This window comes from Mycolicibacter minnesotensis, assembly GCF_010731755.1.
Taxonomy (GTDB): domain Bacteria; phylum Actinomycetota; class Actinomycetes; order Mycobacteriales; family Mycobacteriaceae; genus Mycobacterium; species Mycobacterium minnesotense.
The window spans coordinates 2,462,692-2,482,589 of record NZ_AP022589.1; the positions used below are offsets into that span (position 1 = coordinate 2,462,692).

Below are 19,898 nucleotides of genomic sequence, written 5' to 3' on the forward strand. Positions count from 1 at the left end.
CACTCAGCGACGCAATGACCGACAACGCCCTGGACTCGCCGGTGGTCGCCGCCGCGCCGCAAAGTGGCCGGATCTCCGCCGAGGCAGCCCGCCGCCGAACCTTCGCCGTCATCAGCCATCCCGACGCCGGCAAATCCACCTTGACCGAGGCCTTGGTGCTGCATGCCAAGGCCATCACCGAGGCCGGCGCGGTGCACGGCAAGTCCGGTCGGCGCGCCACCGTGTCGGACTGGATGGAGATGGAGAAGGCCCGCGGTATCTCCATCACCTCGACCGCGCTGCAGTTTCCCTACCGCACGGCCAAGGGCCAGGACTGCGTTATCAACCTGCTCGACACCCCCGGCCACGCCGACTTCTCCGAAGACACCTACCGGGTGCTGACCGCCGTCGACTCCGCGGTCATGCTCATCGACGCCGCCAAGGGCCTCGAACCCCAGACCCTCAAGCTCTTCCAGGTGTGTCGGCACCGCCGGATCCCGATCATCACCGTGATCAACAAGTGGGACCGGCCCGGTCGGCATGCCCTGGAATTGATGGACGAGATCGCCGACCGGATCGGATTACGTCCCACGCCGTTGACCTGGCCGGTCGGCATCGCCGGAGAATTCGACGGGGTTCTGGACCGCCGTTCGGGAGACTTCATCCGGTTCACCCGTACCGCCGGCGGCGCCACCGCCGCGCCCGAGGAGCACATCGCCGCCGCCGACGCCCATGCCGCGGCCGGCGCCGACTGGGACACCGCGGTCGAAGAGTGCGAGCTGCTGTCTGCTGATGGATCCGATTTCGACCGCGAGGCGTTCCTGGACTGCTCGGCCACCCCCGTGCTGTTCACCTCGGCGGCGCTGAACTTCGGGGTGAACCAGCTGCTGGATGTGCTCACCGAGTTGGGACCGGCGCCCAGTGGTGCGCTTGACGTCGAGGGCGGCCGGCGCGCCACCGGCGCCCCGTTCAGTGCGTTCGTGTTCAAGGTGCAGGCCGGCATGGACTCCGCCCACCGCGACCGGATCGCGTTCGCGCGGGTGTATTCGGGCACCTTCGAGCGCGGTGATGTGCTGACCCACGCCGCGACCGGCAAGCCCTTTGTCACCAAGTACGCCCAGTCGGTGTTCGGCCAGCAGCGCTCCACCTTGGACACCGCCTGGCCCGGTGATGTGATCGGGCTGGCCAACGCCGCCGCCCTGCGTCCCGGCGACACGCTGTATTGCGATGTGCCGGTGCAATACCCGCCGATCCCGAGTTTCTCCCCGGAGCATTTCTCCGTAGCCCGCAACGTCGACCCCAGCAAGCACAAGCAATTCCGCCGCGGCATCGAGCAGTTGGATCAGGAAGGCGTGGTGCAGGTGCTGGTCTCCGATCGCCGCGGCGAGCAGGCCCCGGTGCTGGCCGCCGTCGGCCCCATGCAGTTCGAGGTGGCTGCCCACCGCATGGCCCGTGAGATGGGGGCGCCGATCACGCTGGAGCCGTTGCCCTATCAGGTCGCTCGGATCGTGGATGCCGCCGACGTCGACTTCGTCAGCAAGCAGTCCTTGGCGGAGGTCATGACCCGCACCGACGGCGTGCACCTGGTCTTGTTCTCCAACGCCTGGCGCCTGCAGGGCTTCCAGCGTGACAACCCCGACATCACGCTGCGATCGCTGGTGGCCGCGGAGAGCTGACCGAACCGGCGGCGCTCAGTCGCGCAATGCGGTAAGCAGTTCCGGCAGCGGCACCGTGGCGATCCCGATGGCGGCGTCGCCGATACCGTACGGCAGGACCAGGGTGTTGGCGTGCACCAGCGCGCCGCAGGAGTAGACGACGTTGGGCACGTAGCCGTTCTGCTCGTCGTCGGCAGGGCTCAGCAGCGGTTGGCGCAGCCGACCGACCAGCCGAGTCGGATCGTCGAGGTCAAGCAGAATCGCTCCGATGCGATAGGTGCGCATCGGGCCTACGCCGTGGGTGAGCACCAGCCAGCCGGCCTCGGTTTCGATGGGCGAACCGCAGTTCCCGAGCTGCAGGGCCTCCCAGGCCTGGGCCGGTCGCTGGACGGGAACCGCGCTCGGCCACACCGACAAGTGATCGGAGTAGGCGATCGCATTGGATTCGCGGTCCGCTCTCGACATGGCCGCGAACCGGCCACGGATCCGGCGCGGAAACAACGCCAGGCCCTTGTTGGCCGCGGCGCGGCCGACGATGGGCGTGGACGTGAACGACCGGAAATCCGTTGTCTCCAAGAGCTGTTGGCTGATGTGGGATCCGCTGTAGGCGGTGTAAGTGGCAAGCCACCTGACGGACCCGTCGTCGTCGGTGAAGCGGACGAATCGGGCGTCCTCCATCCCGGCCCCCTCAGCTTCCGTCGAAGGCCACAGCACCCGCTCGGTCAGCGGGATGTCCTCGGAGAAATCGACGCGGTACGACCGCTCGGCGATCGCGCGGATCTCTGAGATCGTCTCTTCGGCGCGTCCACGGGTACGCAGATGGGTGTGCAGCTTTGCAAGTTGGCTGTTCAGGTCAGCCTGGGTGAAACGGTCTCCGAGGGCGTTGAGGACGTAGTCGGTGGCCTCGCCGGTGTTGTCGAGACGGGCGAGCTCACCGCGAAAGACGGCTGAGTCCAGCAGGGTTGGGGTGGCGGCGCCGACGGTGGCGAAGGGGCCCCGGCCATCGATCGTGGCGCGGCCCGCCGCGTCGACGACGCCGGTGCGGAACCCGATCGAGGACCGATGTCCTTCTCCGATGCCCCGCACGCTCATCACGAAACGCAACTCACCGGCTGCCGTGCCCGCCTGGTCGGGGTGCGCCACGATGCTGGGGTTGCACAACGCCGCACCCTCAATGGCGTATTCACTGGTGAAGGCCGCACCCAACAACAGCATGCGTGTCTCGGAGAGTGCCTGGTCGGGATCCAGCCGGTCGGCAAGTTCCCGGGCGTGCCGACCGAAGGTGCCGACCAGATCGCGGTGACGCCCGTCGAAGCGTGTCACGACATCGTCGAGCGAGGACCGCACCTCGGCCTCGTCCAGTGCCAGAATCCGTCTCAGTACCACGCCCGCGCGGGACTCCTGGTGCTCGAAACCCTCCTGGCCGGGCACGAAGAGTCGTGTGACGACGCGCGCCGGGTCGGCCGCGAGCCGCCCGGGGTTGCGCCTGCCCAGGCTGTCCTGCGCCGAAGTCATTGCGGCACAGTCGAGAAATTCTGAGCGTGCTGCAGGGTCGACAACACGGCCAGAGTCGACTCGGCGCCCTGATTGCGATTCACCCCGTTGGCCTGCAGGCCGTCGAATCCGCCGCCGGTCTCGGGATCCCACATCGGTTGGCTCGCATCGTTGGCGCCCTGGAACCACGCCGCGGCCGCTCGGACACCCGCCGTCCAGATCGCACCAGCGTCAACGGCGGCGGCCCGTGCGCACGCATCCGCGAGCGTGGACACCTCGATCGGCTGCTGGTCGAATCCGGGCCGACGGTCATCGGGGCCCCGTCCTGCCACCGGGGTGGGGGAGAGGTGCCCGTCTGCCGTTTCGTAATCCACCAGCCACTCCAACAGATCCAGTCCGCGCTGCCACAGCGGTGGTGAGTCGAGCACCACGCCGGCCGCGATCATCGCCTCGGCGAGGACGGCATTGGCGTAGGTCAGCCGTGCTTCGGGCCATGGCCACGCGGGGTTGCTGCTCGGTTCGGTGACGGTGGCCGCGTAGTCGGTGATGAGTGCGCGCGCCGCGCGGTGGTCGGGGTCGACGGTCAGAAGTTCCGCTGCCCCCAAAGCTGCGAACGCCATGGCGCGCGGCCAGATCGACCGTCCCTGAGCGGCACGGTCGAACTGGACTATCGCGGACTGGCGCACCCAGCCCACTTCGCTTCTCGCAGCGGCCGTCCCGAGCCCCCAGACACACCTGCCCCAGCAGTCCTCGAAGGCCGGTTCGTCGGCCCAGCGGCCGGCGACATCCATCCGATTGCGGCATGCGCCGGTGAGGGCCTGCGCCTCGTTCAGGAACCGCACCGCGACACTGGCGAGGCGGCGCACGTCCCCCTCAGTTTTGGGCTGGCGGGCGGCGACCACCAGGACGCGGCTCATGTCGTCGGCGCAATAGCCGTGCTCGGGCCGCGGATCGGCGAAACAGGCGTGCTCGAAGGTGCCCCGATGGTCGGTCATCCGCAGCAGATGGTCGAAGATCGGGGCGGGCGTGGCGGCGGTCATACCGCCGCTGGCCGCTGCACCAGATGGCGGCGCGCCAAGCTCAGATAGGTCTTGGCGACACTCGTCCAGGCCATCGTCGGAGCCAGCCGGCGCGCCTCGGCGGCCATCGAGCCGGCCACCCGCGGGTCGGTCAGCAACCGGCGCAGGGCGGCCGCCAGCGCGTCGGGGTCATCGTGCCCGACGACGATGCCCGCCCCGGTGCCCAGGAGCTCAATGGCGTGCGGGAAGGCGGTGGCGACCACTGGCCGGCCGCACGCGATGGCATCGACCAGCACACCGGACGTGACCTGGTCGGTGGAGTCGTAGGGCAGGACGACCGCCGCAGCGGACTGGACCAGCTCAACCAGTGACGCAACGCCCCGGTAGCCGGGATCGAACGACACCGAGTCCGCGACACCGCTGCTTCGGGCCTGTTCCGCGCGGGCGTCTCGGTAGGCCTCGCCGTCGGCGGCCAGAACCTTCGGGTGCGTTCGTCCGGCTACCAGGTAGCGCGGCCGACCGGGGAGATCATGCAGCGATCCCATCACGTCGATCACCCGCTCGATGCCCTTGCCCGGCCCCAGCAGGCCCCAGGTCAGCAGGGTGGGCCTGCCGGAACGCTTCAACGAGACGCGCCCCGGTATGGTCGCGCCGTGTGGGATCGTGGTGACCTTACGGCGATCGATGTTGAAGTCCAAGCGCAGGCGCGCATTGGCGACCTCGGACATGACGACCACCTGATCCGCCCGTGCCGCGATCGCTTCGAACACCGAACGCTGATGTGGCGTAGGGTTTTTAAGAATCGTGTGCGCGACGACGATAGCCGGGACGTGTAACCCGCCGATCAGGTCCAACACCTCTTCCCCGTCGGCGCCGCCATAGATCCCGTACTCGTGCTGGATGATCGCGACATCGCACTGATTCAGTAATTCGGAGCTGGCCGCCACCGACGTCGCTGAACCGTTGATCAGCTCTCCGACAACTCGGGAACTACTGGTCGGCGACCCGTCCGCGATGCGTACCACGCTGACCTCGGCGCCGTTGGCGGACAATCCGTCGGACAGTGCGGCGGTGAACGTCGCCAGCCCGCACGGCGTCGGTGGATAGGTACTGAGGATGCCGATGCTGGGTGGACGCGAAAAACATTGGCCCGCAACAGGTGCGGCAAAGGACGGGTACGCGAACAGAGAATCCATGTTGATCCCGACAAACGGTCGTGACCGGTGTGCCCGGTGCGAGCGACTGCTCTACAAGATCAACGACGAAACGCTGACTCATCCCGGACTGGCTCGGCTCCCAACCCTGTCGAGCGTACACCCGTTCTCTCCGGGCTCATCCGCGTAGCCGAACCAAGCGCGTTGTCGAACTCTCATCGAGCTCCACCAGGTCTGAGTAGGACCGGAGGAAGTCGCTGAAGGATTTGTAGCCCAGCGCTTTTTCGCTGAACGAGGGATCCATCCGCTTCATCTGCGCCTTGACCGACGAGTTGTGCAGCCACTCGACGTCGTCTTTCTCCAAGCCGATCTGCAGCGCACGGATGAGCAGCGCGGTAGCGGTGTCCTGCGGATCCGGCTGAACCTCTTCGGGTTCCTCTTTGGCCTGCCGGGAGCGCCGCTTCGGTTCGGCCTCGGTCTCGGTCTCGGGGCTGGCCGGCGCGGGCTTGAACACCGGCACGCCGGGCAGCGCGTCATAGCTGACGAAGTCGTCGCAGGCCGCCGCCAGTGCGCGGCTGGTCGAACCGGCCACGCCGATCCCGACAACGTAGCGGCCCAAGCGTTTACAGCGCTGCGCCAGGGCGATGTAGTCGGAATCGCCGGCCACGATCACCACGTGAGTCAGGTCCGGCAGCCGGAACATGTCTTCGACCGCATCGACGGCCAGCCGGATGTCGGCACCGTTCTTGCCGTAGGCCGCCGCGGGGAACAGCTGCACCAGATCGACTGCGCGCCCGACCAGTTGCTGGCGGTAGCCGGTGTTGACCTCCGCCGACCAGTCGGCATAGGCGCGGGTGAGAACCAGCGTCCCGAACGATGACGCGAAGTCGATGATCGCCCCGACGTCGACGGTGGCTCGGGCCAACCGTTCCGGGTTCTTGGACAGGCCCTTGGACTTGTCCTTCTGAAACGAGCTTCGGCCGTTGACCTGGTCATAGCGGGAGATCACGATGTTGTCGAAGTCGAGGTAGACCGCGACCCGGGTATCGCCGGATTCTGTCATCGGTCCAGTGTGGCGCACCACCGGCCGCATCCCTAATGGCTTGGCGGCGACGGGGGAATTGCCCGCCTCTGAGCGACAACGGCGCCCGAGCGCGGCGGGGGGTGCGAATTGTCGCTCAGAGCAGGGCAATTGTCCGCAGGGTTCGGCGTGACGACACGCCGAAACGGCCCGGCAGCAGGGCGGAATCAGCTCGGCGTCCTCACGCCTCCCGCAGGCGTAGCGCCAGTCCCGACGCCCGCACCACCCGGCGACCCAGCGCGGCACGCACCGAGGCCTCGGAACCGATCACGCGCACCTTGGTCTTGGCCCGGGTCACCGCGGTGTAGAACAGCTCCCGGGTCAACAGCCGCGACTCGACGGGCGGCATCAGCACCGTCACCTCACCGGCCTGGCTGCCCTGGCTCTTGTGGATGGTCATCGCATACATGGTCTCCACCTCCGCCAGGCGGCTGGTGGCGAACTCCAGCGGCCCGGACGCCGTCGAGATCACCGCGCGCAACCCCTCGTTGCGGACCACCACCGCCCCGGTATCGCCATTGCGCAGCCCGAGCCCGTAGTCGTTCGCCGTCACCAGCAAGGGCCGTCCGGCATACCATTCGGTCCACATCGGATCACCGGTCTGCTCAGCGACGAGGCGGCGGATCTGCTGGTTCCAGTGCCGCACCCCGTACGGCCCCTCCCGGTGTGCACACAACAGCCGATGCTCATCCAGCGTCACCGCCGCCGCGGTGGCGTCACCGAGCAGCGCGGCCTGGCGCACCGCCAACGCATGGGGCACCACCAGCGCCGCCAATCGCTCGGCCACATCCCCCGCATGGTCGGTGTCGAGCCACTCCACGTGGTCACCGCCGGCGGCCAGCAGCGTGATCGCCTTATCAGCGTCGCCGTCGCGGATCGCCAACGCCAGCGCGCCGATCGACTCGCCGAATCGGTGCGACGTCTGCAGCGTCGCCACCCGAGTGTCCGGCCGCGCCGCCAGCCCGTCCACCAGATCGGCCAGCACCGCACCGGCTTCCACCGACGCGAGCTGGTCGGCGTCGCCCACCAGAATGAGCCGGGCATCGGGGCGCATCGCCTCCAGCAGCCGGGCCATCAGCGTCAGCGACACCATCGACGTCTCGTCGACGACGATCACGTCATGCGGCAGCCGGTTGGCCCGGTCGTGGCGGAACCGCACGGAACTGTCCGGTCGTGAACCCAGCAGCGTGTGCAGGGTGGTCGCACCCAACCCGGCGAGCCGCGCCTGATCCACCGGCTCCAGCTCGGCAACCTCGGCGGCGACCGCCTCGGTCAGCCGGGCCGCGGCCTTACCGGTCGGTGCGGCCAACGCGATCCGCAACCCGGACGTACCCGAGCGTTCGGCATGCTCGGCCAACAGTGCCAGCAGCCGTGCCACCGTGGTCGTCTTGCCGGTTCCCGGGCCACCGGTGAGCACCGTCACCGGCTGCGACACCGCGATCTCGGCGGCCGCGCGCTGCTCATCGAATGTGCCGGGCGGAAAAAGCCGCTCAAAGGCGGGCAGCTGCGCCGGTACCGTCCCGGGCGCCGACAATGCCAGCAGGTCCGTGCAGACCTGCTCCTCTTCGCGCCAGTACCGGTCCAGGTAGAGCAGTCGGCCGTCATAGAGCCGCAGCACCTGGGCCTGCACCAGCTGACTGCCCTGCACCGCGGCCAGCCAAGCCCCCGGCTCCGGCCAGGACACCTCCGCGTCGGCGGTGTCCGCGGCCACCGAGGCCAGATCCAGGCACACCGACCCATGTCGCAGTGCGCGCACCGTCAGCGCCAGCGCCAAGCCCACCGTCTCATCGCTCTCACCGCCCAGTGCCGTGATGCGTTGGGCGGCATGCACATCAGCGGCATCGAGCACGCCGGCCTGATTGAAGTCCCGTAACAGCCCAGTGGCGCCCGAGGCCACGCGCCACTCCAACAGCTCACTCATGCCGCCCGCCTTGCGTGCAACAGATCCGACAACGCCACCACCAGTGCCGTCGGTGGCCGCCAGGCGAACACCCCGGCGCGATGCCCCTCGATGACGGGCGTGTCCGGCCCGCACATCCCACGCACAAACAGATAGAGCACCCCACCCAGGTGTCGATCCGGGTCGTAGTCGGGCAGCCGCCACCGCAGGAAGCGGTGCAGCACAGCGGTATACAACAACGCCTGCAGTGGATAGTCCGAATGCAGCATCGCGGCGGTGAGCCGGTCGAAGCCATAGTCGGCGGCGGTATCGCCGAGCCGGTTGGTCTTGTAGTCGACCACCAGGAAGCGTCTCTGGGGTATCCGCAGCACCACGTCGATCGACCCGGACAGATATCCGCGCAGCGGCTGGCCGCCCAAGGCCTCGGTGGCCAGCCGGTCGGCATACGGCGCGAAGGGATCGTCGGCGGACAGGTGCTCGCGCAGCAGCGCCCCGACTTCGGCCAGCCGCACATCCGGAGCACCGCTTCGAACATCTCCGCCGGCGAGTGGGATCTCGAAATCGAGCTCCCGCAACCGGTCGCGGGTGCCGATGTCGCGCAGTGTCAGATCGTCGGCCAGTGGCCCCAGGGGAGTGTGGTGCATGGGCATCAGTGCGGCGGCCAGTGCGGAAGGCTCGGCGTCCACCGACCACCAGGCGGCGTGCAGGCGGACCTGGGTCTCCAGCTCGGCCGCCAGGTCAGCGGAGAACGGATCGGCGGTCTCCAACACGGCGTGCACCAGCGACCCGAACGCCGCTCCCGCGGGCAGCTCGGCCATCGGCGAGATCAGATCCGCCCCGTCCGGCGGCGCCGCGACCGGCACGGGAACGTCATCGGCTTCGTCGTCGCGGGCGGCCAGCTCCGGCTCACTGTGTACCCCGGACGCCGCGCCTGCCACGTCCGCCCCGCCTTCTGAGGCATGCCGGATCAGTCCCGAATACGACGTGCGCCGCCATCCGGTGTCGATGTGCCGGTGAAAGTGCCTCGCCCCCAATTCTTCTAGCGCCTGTGACGGAGTGACCGGGGTCAGCGCCGCGATCACCGAATCCTCGATCACCAGACCGCCGGCAGTCTCCCACTCCCGGAAGCAGGCCAGGGCGTCGGCGTCCGACGGCTTGGGGTCGCAGCGATCCGGCACCGGCGCCTCGCCCTGGCGCCTACCCCGTAGCAGCCGGGACAGACCGCCGTTGGGCTCGTCATAGGACGCCGACCACCACGCCACCACCTGCGACTGCGCGCGGGTCAAAGCCACGTAGGCGAGCCGAATATCGTTGCGGGCGGCCTCGGCCAGGCTCAGTCGTTGCACGTCGGTGTGGTCGGCGCTGTCCGGTCCGCCGACGTGGCGGCAACGCACGCCGGCCTCGTGGTACAGCGGGATGGCCTCGTCGAACATGTGCCGATTGAACGCGAACGGCAGGTACACGATCGGGAACTGCAAACCCTTGGAGCCCCACACCGTCAGGATCTGCACGGCGGCGGCGTCGGAGTCCAGCCGACGATTGTGCTGCCCGCCACCGTTTCCTTCCGTGCATTGGCGGCGCAACCATTCGCGTAGTGCCGGTAGGCCCAGCCGGTCTCGATGGGCGGCCTCATGCAGCAGCTGTGCCACATGCGCCAGATCGGTCATGGTGCGTTCCCCGCCGTACTCACCGAGCAGGCGGCGCTTGAGGCCGGCCAACTGTGCCGCCTCGAAAACCGCCGCCGGCCCATGCATCCGCAGTTCATCGGCCCAGTCCCGCAACGTCGACGCCACCGTGTCGGTCAACGCGTCGCCGCCGTCGGCCAGGGCGGCGGCGCTATAGCCGAAGAACACCGTCGCCGCGGCGGCCCGCACCAATCCGGCGCGATGCGTGGCTTCGAACGCCTCCAGCAGGCACAACCAGTCGGCGGCAGCAGCCGAGGAGAACACGTCGGCGTCGCCGGTGAACACCGCGGGAATACCGGCCCGCAGCAACGCTTCCTGGCAGGCGGCCGCGTCCTTGCTGTTCTCCACGATCACCGCCACGTCGCCGGGGCTGATCGTCCTTCCGTCGAACGTGGCGCCGCTGGCCCACAAGGCCGCGACGTCCGCGGCGAGATCGTCGGGGATATGGCGCCGCAGCTTGGGCATCGGGACGACACGCTCTGCGCTGACGCCGAAGGCCGCGCGACCGACCACCCGCAGCCGGAACGGCGCCGTGCTGGGCGCGCCCGCCAGCCGGGTTCGGCCGACCGCAGACTCCACTTCGTGGACCACGATCTGCGGATCGCCCAGCGCCGCGCCGCCCATCACCGTCTGCAATGCGCGGACCAGTGCCGCATCGCTGCGCCAGTTCACCGCCAGGGTGCGCTGCTGCCCAGCGGTGCGGGCCGCCTGCAGATAAGTGTGGATGTCGCCGCCGCGGAAGCCGTAGATCGCCTGTTTGGGGTCGCCGATCAGCACCACCGCCGAATGGCCGACGAAGCCGCGTTCGATCACCTGCCACTGAATCGGGTCGGTGTCCTGGAATTCGTCGACCATCACGATCGGCCAGCGCTGCCGCATCCGTTCGCGGGCCGGCGAATCCTCGGGTTCCAGCGCGCCGGCGAGCCGGCGTAGCAGGTCGTCGTACCCCAGCACGCCGAGCCGGCGTTTGCGCAGCTCCAATTCCGTGCAGACCGCGTCGACGAAACGCAGCCGCACCTCGGCGACCGTGCCAGGTTCGGGATCCTGCGGGCGCAGTTGGGCATACGGGTCGGAGACCACCACCCGGGCGAGTTTCAGCGCGTCGGCATAACTCAATGCCACCTCGTCGCGCTGCGTGCCGAACTTCGCCAGGTACAGGTCGTCGACGACCTTGGTCACCAGGTCGTCCAGGCTATCCACCAACTCCACACCCGCACTGGTGTCACCGGCGATGCCCAGTGATTTCAGCACCAGATGACAGAACTGGTGGGTGGTGGCGATGGTCGCGGCGTCAAAGCCGGCCAACGCATCACGCAGCCGGCGCCGGCGCAGCTCTCGTTCAGCTGTGCTGCCGTTGCATAGGTGCGCGACAAGATCGTTGGGTTCCTGTAAACCGATGCCGTCGAGGGCGGCCAGGGTCTCCACCAGTTGGCGACGCACCCGGTCGCGCAGCTCTCGGGTGGCGGCGCGGCTGAAGGTGATCAGCAGCATCTCGTCCAGCGTGGCGTGCCCTTCGGCCAGATAGCGGGTCACCAACCCGGCCAGGGTGAACGTCTTACCGGTTCCGGCGCTGGCCTCCAGCACGGTGGTGGTGCCGCGGGCCGGCAGCGGGCCCAGCAGATCGAAGCGTTCCATCAGCGCCCCCGCCTCTCCGCGCGTAGCAGCGGCAGCCACAGTCGAGCCGCCAGCGCGCCCAGCCGGGTGTCCTCGCCGTCGATCTCCTCACCCGGGCGCGGGGGCACCTGCAGCACGTCGAACGGCGCACGCGGGCCCCAGACCCGGACGCTCGCCGGCTCGGCATCCTCGCCGGGGTAGCGCTGGGTGGCCCACTTGCTGCTGGCATACCCGACCGGGTCGCGCCCGGCGTGGCGCTTCTCGGCCCACGCGAAGGATGTCTTGATCGGCAGCGGCAGTGGTTCGCAACGCCCGATGTCATAGAGCCACAACAGCTCCCGCAACGTTTGGGCCGGGTTGGGCGGCGCCCCGAGAACCCGCTGCAGGGCGCGTTCGCCGTCGCGGGCCCTGCCGATGCAGCGCGCGGTCCATTCGACATCGGGACGTTGGGCGGCCAACACCACCAGCGGAATCCATGCCTGCAACAAGTGGGTGTCGCGCAGCTTGGAGTAGTTGACCGACACCGTGGCGGTATCGAACACCGGAGTGACGGTGCCGGTCAGCCGGCGTCCGCCCCCGAGATCGAGATCGATGTCGTAGGTCACCGGAGGGCCGTGGCGATGCTCGAGCGCCGCGGCGGCCAAGTGCACCACACGGTCCCGGATCTGTTTCGCGGTGCGCCAGCCCAGCTGCCCGGGCGGCAGGCTGCCGCGCCGCCACTCGGCGGCGATGGCGTTGGCGGGGTCGGTCCCCCGCAGCATGTCGTGCAGCATCCGGTTGCCGACCGCCCATTCGCCAAGGGCGTCGATCTCGACGGGCATACCGTCTTCGACCTCGTCGACCTCCCACGGCAGCGTGTAGTTCAGCGCACTGAAAAATCCCTTGACCGGGTCCTTGAAGAACTTCAGCAGGTCGATGAGTGCGACATCTCCCAGTGGCGGTGCAGCCAGCGGCTCGGTGATGAACCGCTGTGCGTCGCGGCGAGTTCCGGCGGCGGTTCTGGCTGCCAGCGGGACGGTCGGGTCGAAGGTGAACGGCACGTCGGGGATCAGCCGTCCGGGCTCGACGTTCTTGACGTCGAACGGCTGCAGCGGATGCTCCACGACAAGGTGTTCGCGTACCGGTTCCGGCGTGGTCTGATCCAGCGCGTCGATCAGCTCGGCCAAGGGGACAGCGGGCGGGCGGGGGTGGCCGCTGTGTTCGTCTGCGCCGGTGTAGGTGATCACCAGCTTGTCGGTGGCCGCGGTGATCGCATCCAGCAGCAGTTGCCGGTCCTCAGAACGGATGTCACGTTCCCCGGTCATCGGCCGTCGCGCCAGCACGTCGTCGCCGTCGGGCAGGTCCAACCGGGGGAACACGCCGTCGTCCACGCCCAAAAGGCACACCACCCGGTGCGGCACCGACCGCATCGGCACCATGGTGCACACCGTCAGTGTTCCGGTCCGGAAGTTGGCCCGATTCGGGCGCCCCGCCAGATGCCCGGCCATCAGGATGCGCACGTCGGGCAGCCGCAGCGCGGTGTCGCTGCGGTCGGCGGCGTGTTCGAGCACCTGCGTCAACTCCCGCTGCAGATGCGCGCTCTGCCAGGCCTCTGTGCCGGCGTCGGCCAGCTCGGCGACCCCGTCGCGCAGCACGGTGATCCACTCCGCCAGCGGGCGCGTGCCATCGAGCCTGTCGACGGTCGCCTGCAACCGTGCCACGAACTCGGCCAGCTTGCCGGCCAGTTCCACCTGACTGCTGCCGACATCGTCGAGGGGCAGCGCGGTATCGAGCCAGGCCTGCGAATCATCGGACATCGCCACCCCGGTCAGGATGCGGTCCAGGCCGAATCTCCAGGTGTTGTGCACGATGTGCGACAGCCCGTAGGGCTCGCGGGTGTGCGGATCAAAGCCCCAACGGATGTTGGCAGTACGCACCCACGTGGTGATCTGGGACAAGTCGTTGTCGGTGAAGCCGAACCGCGCCCGCACCGGGTCGGTGTGGGCGAGGTTGAGCACCGCGGTGGCCGTAGCGCGACTGCCCGCGATCTCCAGCAGTTCGGCGGCCACCGCCAGCAGCGGATTGGTCTGGGTCAGTGCCCGGTCGGCCAGCTGCACCCGCAATCGGTGCGCCGGGTGGGTATCACCGGCCAGCTCGCCCAGTCCGAAGTCGGCGACGATCAGCGGTGCGTAGGCCTCGATGTCGGGGCACATGACCACGATGTCGCGGGGCTCGAGCGTGGGATCGTCCTGCAGCAGCCCGAGCAGGACCTCGCGCAGCACGTCGACCTGCCGGGCGGGGCTGTGACAGCTGTGCACCTGCACCGAGCGGTCAGACGCGGAAAAGCTGCGGCCCTCGGGACGCAGGGCGTTGACGCCCAGATCGGATTGCAGCCAACCCAACAGCGTGTCCGGTCGCGTTGGGGCACGCAGGTATTCGTCGCTGTCGGGCGCAGCGGGCAGGCCGCGCTGCAACTCGCGCAGATCACGGCCCAGGGTCTCCAGCACGGGATGACGTGCCCGGTGCCGGGTTTCGTCGTCGACACGTGGCACCGGGCCGTGCACGCCATGAAGCGCCTGCCACAGCGCATCAGAGGCGTGCGGAAGCCACAGGTGCAGGTCGTGATGGGTGGCCAGCGCTTGCAGCAACTCGATGTCGGTGCACGCCAACCGGGTGTGCCCAAACAGTGAGAGGCGGGTCGGCAGCGTCTCGACGGGTGCCTGGCGCAGGCGGGCGACGGTGTCGCGGTGCCGAACGTTCGGGGGATCGATCCCGACCGCAGCCACCAGCGCGCGCCACAGCGGTGGCTGCCAGCCCAGATCGTCGTGCAACACCCCGCCGGCACCGTCAGTGGACTCGCCGTTGCTCCAGTCGATCAGCAGTTGAGGCCGCTGACGGGCGTATGAGGCGAACAATCCGGCCAGTCTCCGGGCTACCGCGTAGCGCCTGCCGCGGCGCAGCTCACCCTCTGGGCTGGGGTCTGCGTGGCCCACATGCCTTGCCAGCGTGGCACACCAGGGCGCATCCAGGCTCGCGTCGATCACCGCTAACAGCGGCCAGGCCAGGGCATCCGGTGACCATGGATCGTCGTCGCCCGCGCCGGTGACCTCGGCGATCAGCGACCCCGGGCTGCGGAACTCGACCCCCGCACACACCCCGTCCCCCGCGGGGCCGGCACCCAAAACATGCGACAGCCGCTGGGACAGCCAGCGCTCCACGCCGCGGGCCGGCACCAGCACCAGCTCGATGTCGAACGGGTCGGCCGGGGGCGTAGCCAGCAGTGCTCCCAGCCCGTCGACCAGGGTGTCGGTGCGTTCGGCGCGGTGCAGGTGAAGGCCCATCGCGCTCACCATAAACCGCGGTGCCGACGGCGCGGCCTCGTAGGCTGGGACGCGTGAAAGCCGTCAGCTGTAGTAACGCCCAACTCGAGGTCGTCGACCTCCCGACTCCGATCCCGGCCAGCGGCCAGCTACTCATCGACGTGCTGCGCTGCGGCATCTGCGGGTCCGACCTGCATGCCCGCCAGCACTGCGACGAGGTCGCCGAGGTCATGGCCATCACCGGATATGACGGATTCATGCGCTCCGATCAGCAGGTGGTGTTGGGGCACGAGGTCTGCGGCGAAGTGCTCGACCACGGTCCCCGCACCCGCAAGGCGCCCCGCCCCGGTACCCGCGTGGTTGCCCTGCCGCTGCTGCGGCGCGGTGCCGACGTCCACGCCCTCGGGCTGTCGGTATCGGCGCCCGGCGGCTACGCCGAGCAGATGCTCGTAGAGCAGTCGCTTGCCCTGCCGGTCCCCAACGGCCTGGCTACCGAAGCGGCCGCACTCACCGAGCCCATGGCCGTCGCCTGGCATGCCGTGCGGCGCGGGGAGGTGCGCAAACGCGACATCGCGATTGTGATCGGCTGCGGACCGATCGGCCTAGCAGTGGTGTGCATGCTCAAAGCCCGCGGTGTGCGCACCGTGATCGCCAGCGACTATTCGCCCGGCCGGCGAGCATTGGCCACCCGCTGCGGCGCCGACATCGTTGTCGACCCGGCGCAGGATTCGCCGTATGCCGCCGCCGGGGGCCACGGCCACCTGGAAAAGGCACCGGATGCGCTGAGTTTGGCGGTCGGAACCGTCGAGAAGCTCTACAAGGCGCGGTTGCCCTGGTGGCATGTCTGGCGGGCCGCCGAGGCCGTCGGCGCCGCCACACCGAAGCGGCCGGTGATTTTCGAGTGCGTCGGGGTGCCCGGCGTCATCGACAGCATCATCGCCGGGGCGCCGTTGTTCTCCCGGGTGGTCGTGGTGGGAGTCTGCATGGGAACCGACACATTCCGGCCGGCGATCGCGATCAACAAGGAAACCGACCTGCGGTTCGTCTTGGGCTACACACCCATGGAGTTCCGCGACACCCTGCACATGATCGCCGAGGGCAAGGTCGACGTCTCGCCCCTGATCACCGGCACCGTCGGCCTGGACGGGGTGGCCAACGCGTTTGACGCCCTGGCTGATCCGGCCCGACACGCCAAGATCCTGATCGACCCCAGCAGCTCCGTGCGGGAGGTCTCCGCGTGACGGCGGGTATCAGACGAATCGCGATCAGCACCGGTGGAGGTGACGCGCCCGGCCTCAACGCCGTCATCTACGCCGCCACCCTGGCCGGGCGCAGGCGCGGCTGGGATGTCGTCGGTATCCGCGACGGCTTCAACGGACTGCTGCTCGGCGACGACTACCCCGACGGCGGGTTGATCGAGCTGACCCGCAACCGGGTGCGCGGCATCATCCACCAGGGCGGAACCATCTTGGGCAGCACCAACCGCGGAAACCCGATCGCCTACCCGATGCGACAGCCCGACGGCAGCTGGACCGAACAGGACCGCACCGCGGAGCTGCTCGACCTGGTGGCCAAGCATGAGATCGACGCGGTGATCACCGTGGGCGGCGACGGCTCGCTGGCGATCGGCAACCACCTCCACGAGGCAGGGCTGCGCCTGGTCGGAGTGCCCAAGACCATCGACAACGATCTGGAAGGCACCGCCGCGACCTTCGGATTCGACAGCGCCGTCGACTTCGCCTCGGAGTGCATCGATCGATTGTTCTCCACGGCCACCTCCCACAGCCGGATCATCGTGGTGGAGGTGATGGGTCGCTACGCGGGCTGGATCGCGCTGCACGCCGGCATGGCCTCGGGGGTGCATGCTGTGCTGCTGCCGGAGATCCCGTATCGACTCGAGTCGGTGGCGGAGCTGATCTGCGAACGCGCACAACGTGGTTCGACGTATTCCATCGTCTGTGTCGCCGAAGGCGCCACACCGGTGGACGGCGAGCGCACCGTGGCGGGCAAGGCGGTGGGCCAGGCCGAACGCCTGGGCGGCGTGGGCGCCAAGGTGGCCGCCGAACTCGAAGCGCTCACCGGGCGGGAGTCCCGCGCGGTGGTGCTCGGTCACCTGTTGCGCGGCGGCTCACCGACATCGGCGGATCGCCTACTGGGGCTGCGGTTCGGCGCCGCCGCGGTGCGGGCCCTCGACGAGGGCCACAGCGGTGTGATGGTGGCCCTCAATCCGCCGACGGTCAGCTACGTGCCGTTGGCGGAGGCCACCCGCCGGCTCAAGACCGTTCCACTGGACTGCGATGCCATCCAGACGGCGCGGGACCTCGGCATTCGATTCGGCGACGAGTCCTGAGCCGCGGGATTCGCTGCCGAGCCGGAAAACCGCGACGCGACACGCCGGCGATGCGTCGTGTGATTCCGTCTCGACCGGTGTGCGGGTCAGAAGGCAACGGTAAACCCATGCCGAAAAACCAGATCCGCGGTCAGGTCCGGGCGCTCTGAGAGTGGCCAGGATTCGACGGTGAACGGTGCGGCGCCGAAGAACGCGTAATTGACCGAGGTCTCCGGGGTGGTACGCGAGCGATAGACGATGGCATCCGGGCATTCGTCGGGCTCAGGCCACCAGCGCCGCACGGCGTCGGCCAATTGCTGGCAGGTCGCCCAGACCGCCTCGTGCTGGCCGGTGTTGATCTGGTCGTCGACGCCGAGGGCATCGAGGTTGCGTTCGGTGCGGAGGTCGAGCACCCGCAAGTGCCGTGCGGCAGAAAGGCGCACCAAGTGGTGGCGGGCGTGGTCGCCGGGGATCATCAGGCCGGTCAGTCGGTAGCGCTCCCGGAAGGCACCGACAAGATCGGTTGCCGCGTAACGCGTGCGGAATGCCGCAGACGGTGAATCGAAGCGGTAGCGCGGGTGGGTGAACCCGTCCCACGTCCACTGGTCGGGATGCTCGGCGTCGAGACGCCACAGCGGCGTCCCGGCAGTGATCCGGCGGCGGCGCAGTCCGCTGGGTCGGGTCTGGGGCAGGGGCGCCCGATACCCAGGGGGAAGCTCAGGCACCGAGCGCGGTGAGCAGTCGGCGTGCGTCCGCCGCGGTCTCGGGGTGGCGCAGCGCCTCGGCGATCGAGACACCGCCCAATTCATCATGGGTAAGCCGCATGATCCGGTCGGCGGCCAGCGGATCGGTGGTGAAGCGACCCAGCAGTTCCAGGATCTCGGGCAAGTCGCGGCGCAGTTGGGCGTCGTCGAATTGCCAGGCCGGAAACCAGGTCTGATTGCCCACGGCCGCGCCGATCAGCTTGCCGCGACTACGCAGCCGATGCACCGCCTGCGGCGTGCCGAGCCGCAGCAGTTCCTGGGCCTGGGGGGTGGGCAATGCCCCGGCGACGAAGTCGTCGACCAGGGCGGCGCGACGCTGATCGTTGAGTGCGTGGGCGGCGATGCGCTCCAAGGTGCCCTGCGGGACCGTGGGTGCCTCGAGCAGCGCATCGAGGACCTGGGCGAACCCGGCGTCGGTGCGGGCGCGTTCGGCTACCTGGCGGGCGATCGGTGCGACGATGGGCATGCGATCGATACTACCCGGCACCGACCGCTATTGAAACAATCGAAACAGTTAGTCATGGCCGGGCCTGCGCCGGCGGGTCAGCGCCCGCCAGCCCAGCGCCCCAGCAGCTAGGGCGACGATCGCGCCCAGCAGCGGCCAGACGCCTAAGGCGTCGACCTGATCGGCCAGCCAGGACTGCACCGCGCCCGCCGCCCCGATCAGCGGATCGTCGGGGTCGGCACCGGCGAAGTACAGCCGGATCTCGTAGTAGCCGTAGTAGCTCACGTACAACCCCGTCAGCAGCACGACCACCCCGGCGATCCGGCCCACATACGGCAGCACCCGTCGCAACGCCGAGCTTGCCGCCGAACCCGTCAGCGCCACCGCGATGGCCGCGACACCGACAGTGATGCTCATGCCGGCGGCGTAGGCGATGAATGCCAGCAGCCCGGCGAGCATCGATCCCTGCCGGAAGGTCGTGCTGATCACGGCCAGGAACGGCGCGATGGTGCACGACAGGGAGGCCACCGCATAGCCGACGCCGTAGCCGTACATCGATCCCAGGTGCGCCGTGGGAGTCCCCCCGGCCGCGGCGGGCAGCAACACGGCGAGGTCGCGGCCCGAGACCAGCCACACGCCGATGGCCAGCAGTGCCACACCGATCACCACGGTGGCGAACGGCAGATACTTCTGCGCCGAGGCGATCAACGGCGAGACCACCAACCCGAAGATCCCGAACACCGTCAAGAATCCGGTCGCCATCACGACGGTGGCCAACCCCGCCCTGGCCAGCGCGACCGGGCGCGACGTCTCGCCGCTGCTGGCGATCACCAGGCCCAGATATCCGGGCAGGAACGCAAAGCCGCACGGGTTCAGTGCCGCCACGAGCCCGGCACCCAGAGCGAAACTGAGTGTTGCGGTGTCGATCACGAACCGGTCAGAGCCTGCAGCCGCCTGCTGAGTTCGGCTTCGGGCAGCGAGCCCGTCACCACCTCCACCCGCCCGTCCGGGTGGATGAAGGCATAGGCGGGCTGACGCGTCACCCCGAACCTGGCCCAGACCGCGGCGTCGGTGTCGGCCAGCTCGGTGAACTCGTCGACGCCGTAGCGGGTGGCGAACGCCCGCAGCGCATCCAGCCGGTCCTGCGCGCCGACTCCGACGAAGGTGACCTTGGTGTGTTCTGCGGCCATTCGAGCGACCATCGGCGCATCGCGCTGGCACAGCGGGCACCACGGCGCCCAGAACCACAGCACGGCCGGCCTGCCGCTCAGGCTTGCGCCGGAAAACGGTCGGCCGTCGAGGGTCTGGGCGGCGAAATCCAGTTGCGCGTTCTCGGCCCGCGTCTGTGAACCGCATCCGAAGATCAGGACGGCGATCGCTGCCACCGCCATGAGCAGAACGGCCGATCGGCGGCGCCCAGAAGCCGTGTCAGAGGGCATACCGGCGAGTATGCCACCGTCCCCTGCGAATCTGAGGTTGT

14 protein-coding genes are annotated in these 19,898 nt (G+C 68.9%); 3 read left to right on the forward strand and 11 right to left on the reverse strand.

Annotation, left to right across the window (positions count from 1 at the left end; all coding sequences use genetic code 11):
• Positions 1–14 precede the first annotated feature (14 nt).
• Entirely contained in the window at positions 15–1,655 is a 1,641-nt protein-coding gene (locus G6N09_RS11400) for a peptide chain release factor 3 (RefSeq protein ID WP_083022758.1), read from the forward strand.
• 15 nt (positions 1,656–1,670) lie between these two features.
• Here the strand turns inward: G6N09_RS11400 and G6N09_RS11405 are convergent, their stop codons facing one another.
• From G6N09_RS11405 to recC, 7 genes are all read right to left on the reverse strand, one after another.
• Complete coding sequence (locus G6N09_RS11405; RefSeq protein WP_083022759.1) at positions 1,671–3,149, reverse strand: glycoside hydrolase family 130 protein; 1,479 nt, start codon at positions 3,147–3,149, stop codon at positions 1,671–1,673.
• Positions 3,146–4,168 (reverse strand): glycosyltransferase, encoded by a 1,023-nt coding sequence (locus tag G6N09_RS11410; protein WP_083022760.1) that lies wholly within the window; start codon positions 4,166–4,168, stop codon positions 3,146–3,148. The genes G6N09_RS11405 and G6N09_RS11410 overlap by 4 nt, the downstream gene beginning before the upstream one ends.
• Positions 4,165–5,343, reverse strand: a complete 1,179-nt coding sequence (locus G6N09_RS11415) for a glycosyltransferase (RefSeq protein ID WP_083022761.1) — start codon at positions 5,341–5,343, stop codon at positions 4,165–4,167. The genes G6N09_RS11410 and G6N09_RS11415 overlap by 4 nt, the downstream gene beginning before the upstream one ends.
• A gap of 136 nt (positions 5,344–5,479) precedes the next feature.
• Complete coding sequence (locus tag G6N09_RS11420; RefSeq protein WP_109558811.1) at positions 5,480–6,364, reverse strand: NYN domain-containing protein; 885 nt, start codon at positions 6,362–6,364, stop codon at positions 5,480–5,482.
• Between the two features lie 199 nt (positions 6,365–6,563).
• A complete protein-coding gene (gene recD / locus G6N09_RS11425; RefSeq protein WP_083022762.1) occupies positions 6,564–8,303 on the reverse strand; it encodes an exodeoxyribonuclease V subunit alpha in 1,740 nt (579 codons plus the stop codon).
• Positions 8,300–11,602, reverse strand: coding sequence for an exodeoxyribonuclease V subunit beta (gene recB, locus G6N09_RS11430; protein WP_083022833.1), 3,303 nt, complete (start codon positions 11,600–11,602; stop codon positions 8,300–8,302). Before recB ends, recD begins: the two co-directional genes overlap by 4 nt.
• Positions 11,602–14,901 (reverse strand): exodeoxyribonuclease V subunit gamma, encoded by a 3,300-nt coding sequence (gene recC, locus G6N09_RS11435; protein WP_083022834.1) that lies wholly within the window; start codon positions 14,899–14,901, stop codon positions 11,602–11,604. Before recC ends, recB begins: the two co-directional genes overlap by 1 nt.
• A gap of 53 nt (positions 14,902–14,954) precedes the next feature.
• Between recC and G6N09_RS11440 the strand changes: the two genes are divergently transcribed.
• Both G6N09_RS11440 and G6N09_RS11445 read left to right on the forward strand, forming a co-directional pair.
• Entirely contained in the window at positions 14,955–16,121 is a 1,167-nt protein-coding gene (locus tag G6N09_RS11440) for a zinc-binding dehydrogenase (protein ID WP_083022763.1), read from the forward strand.
• Positions 16,118–17,230, forward strand: a complete 1,113-nt coding sequence (locus G6N09_RS11445; RefSeq protein WP_083022764.1) for a 6-phosphofructokinase — start codon at positions 16,118–16,120, stop codon at positions 17,228–17,230. Before G6N09_RS11440 ends, G6N09_RS11445 begins: the two co-directional genes overlap by 4 nt.
• 86 nt (positions 17,231–17,316) lie before the next feature.
• On the opposite strand, the gene G6N09_RS11450 is transcribed toward G6N09_RS11445, so the two are convergent.
• From G6N09_RS11450 to G6N09_RS11465, 4 genes are read right to left on the reverse strand one after another with little or no spacing between them, the layout of a single operon-like run.
• Positions 17,317–17,934, reverse strand: a complete 618-nt coding sequence (locus tag G6N09_RS11450; RefSeq protein ID WP_109558795.1) for an RES family NAD+ phosphorylase — start codon at positions 17,932–17,934, stop codon at positions 17,317–17,319.
• Positions 17,927–18,439 carry a hypothetical protein gene (locus tag G6N09_RS11455; RefSeq protein WP_083022765.1) on the reverse strand — a complete coding sequence of 171 codons (513 nt, stop codon included), beginning with the start codon at positions 18,437–18,439 and terminating at the stop codon, positions 17,927–17,929. The genes G6N09_RS11450 and G6N09_RS11455 overlap by 8 nt, the downstream gene beginning before the upstream one ends.
• Positions 18,440–18,487: 48 nt before the next feature.
• Positions 18,488–19,348 carry a cytochrome c biogenesis CcdA family protein gene (locus G6N09_RS11460; protein ID WP_083022766.1) on the reverse strand — a complete coding sequence of 287 codons (861 nt, stop codon included), beginning with the start codon at positions 19,346–19,348 and terminating at the stop codon, positions 18,488–18,490.
• Positions 19,345–19,857, reverse strand: coding sequence for a redoxin domain-containing protein (locus G6N09_RS11465; RefSeq protein WP_109558812.1), 513 nt, complete (start codon positions 19,855–19,857; stop codon positions 19,345–19,347). The genes G6N09_RS11460 and G6N09_RS11465 overlap by 4 nt, the downstream gene beginning before the upstream one ends.
• Positions 19,858–19,898 lie beyond the last annotated feature (41 nt).

Coding starts and splice junctions, on each gene's coding strand:
- G6N09_RS11415 (WP_083022761.1), bottom strand. CDS start 5,343: ATGGATTCTCTGTTCGCGTACCCGTCCTTTGCCGCACCTGTTGCGGGC.
- G6N09_RS11420 (WP_109558811.1), bottom strand. CDS start 6,364: ATGACAGAATCCGGCGATACCCGGGTCGCGGTCTACCTCGACTTCGAC.
- G6N09_RS11400 (WP_083022758.1), top strand. CDS start 15: ATGACCGACAACGCCCTGGACTCGCCGGTGGTCGCCGCCGCGCCGCAA.
- G6N09_RS11410 (WP_083022760.1), bottom strand. CDS start 4,168: ATGACCGCCGCCACGCCCGCCCCGATCTTCGACCATCTGCTGCGGATG.
- recB (WP_083022833.1), bottom strand. CDS start 11,602: ATGGAACGCTTCGATCTGCTGGGCCCGCTGCCGGCCCGCGGCACCACC.
- recD (WP_083022762.1), bottom strand. CDS start 8,303: ATGAGTGAGCTGTTGGAGTGGCGCGTGGCCTCGGGCGCCACTGGGCTG.
- G6N09_RS11455 (WP_083022765.1), bottom strand. CDS start 18,439: ATGCCCATCGTCGCACCGATCGCCCGCCAGGTAGCCGAACGCGCCCGC.
- recC (WP_083022834.1), bottom strand. CDS start 14,901: ATGGGCCTTCACCTGCACCGCGCCGAACGCACCGACACCCTGGTCGAC.
- G6N09_RS11465 (WP_109558812.1), bottom strand. CDS start 19,857: ATGCCCTCTGACACGGCTTCTGGGCGCCGCCGATCGGCCGTTCTGCTC.
- G6N09_RS11405 (WP_083022759.1), bottom strand. CDS start 3,149: ATGACTTCGGCGCAGGACAGCCTGGGCAGGCGCAACCCCGGGCGGCTC.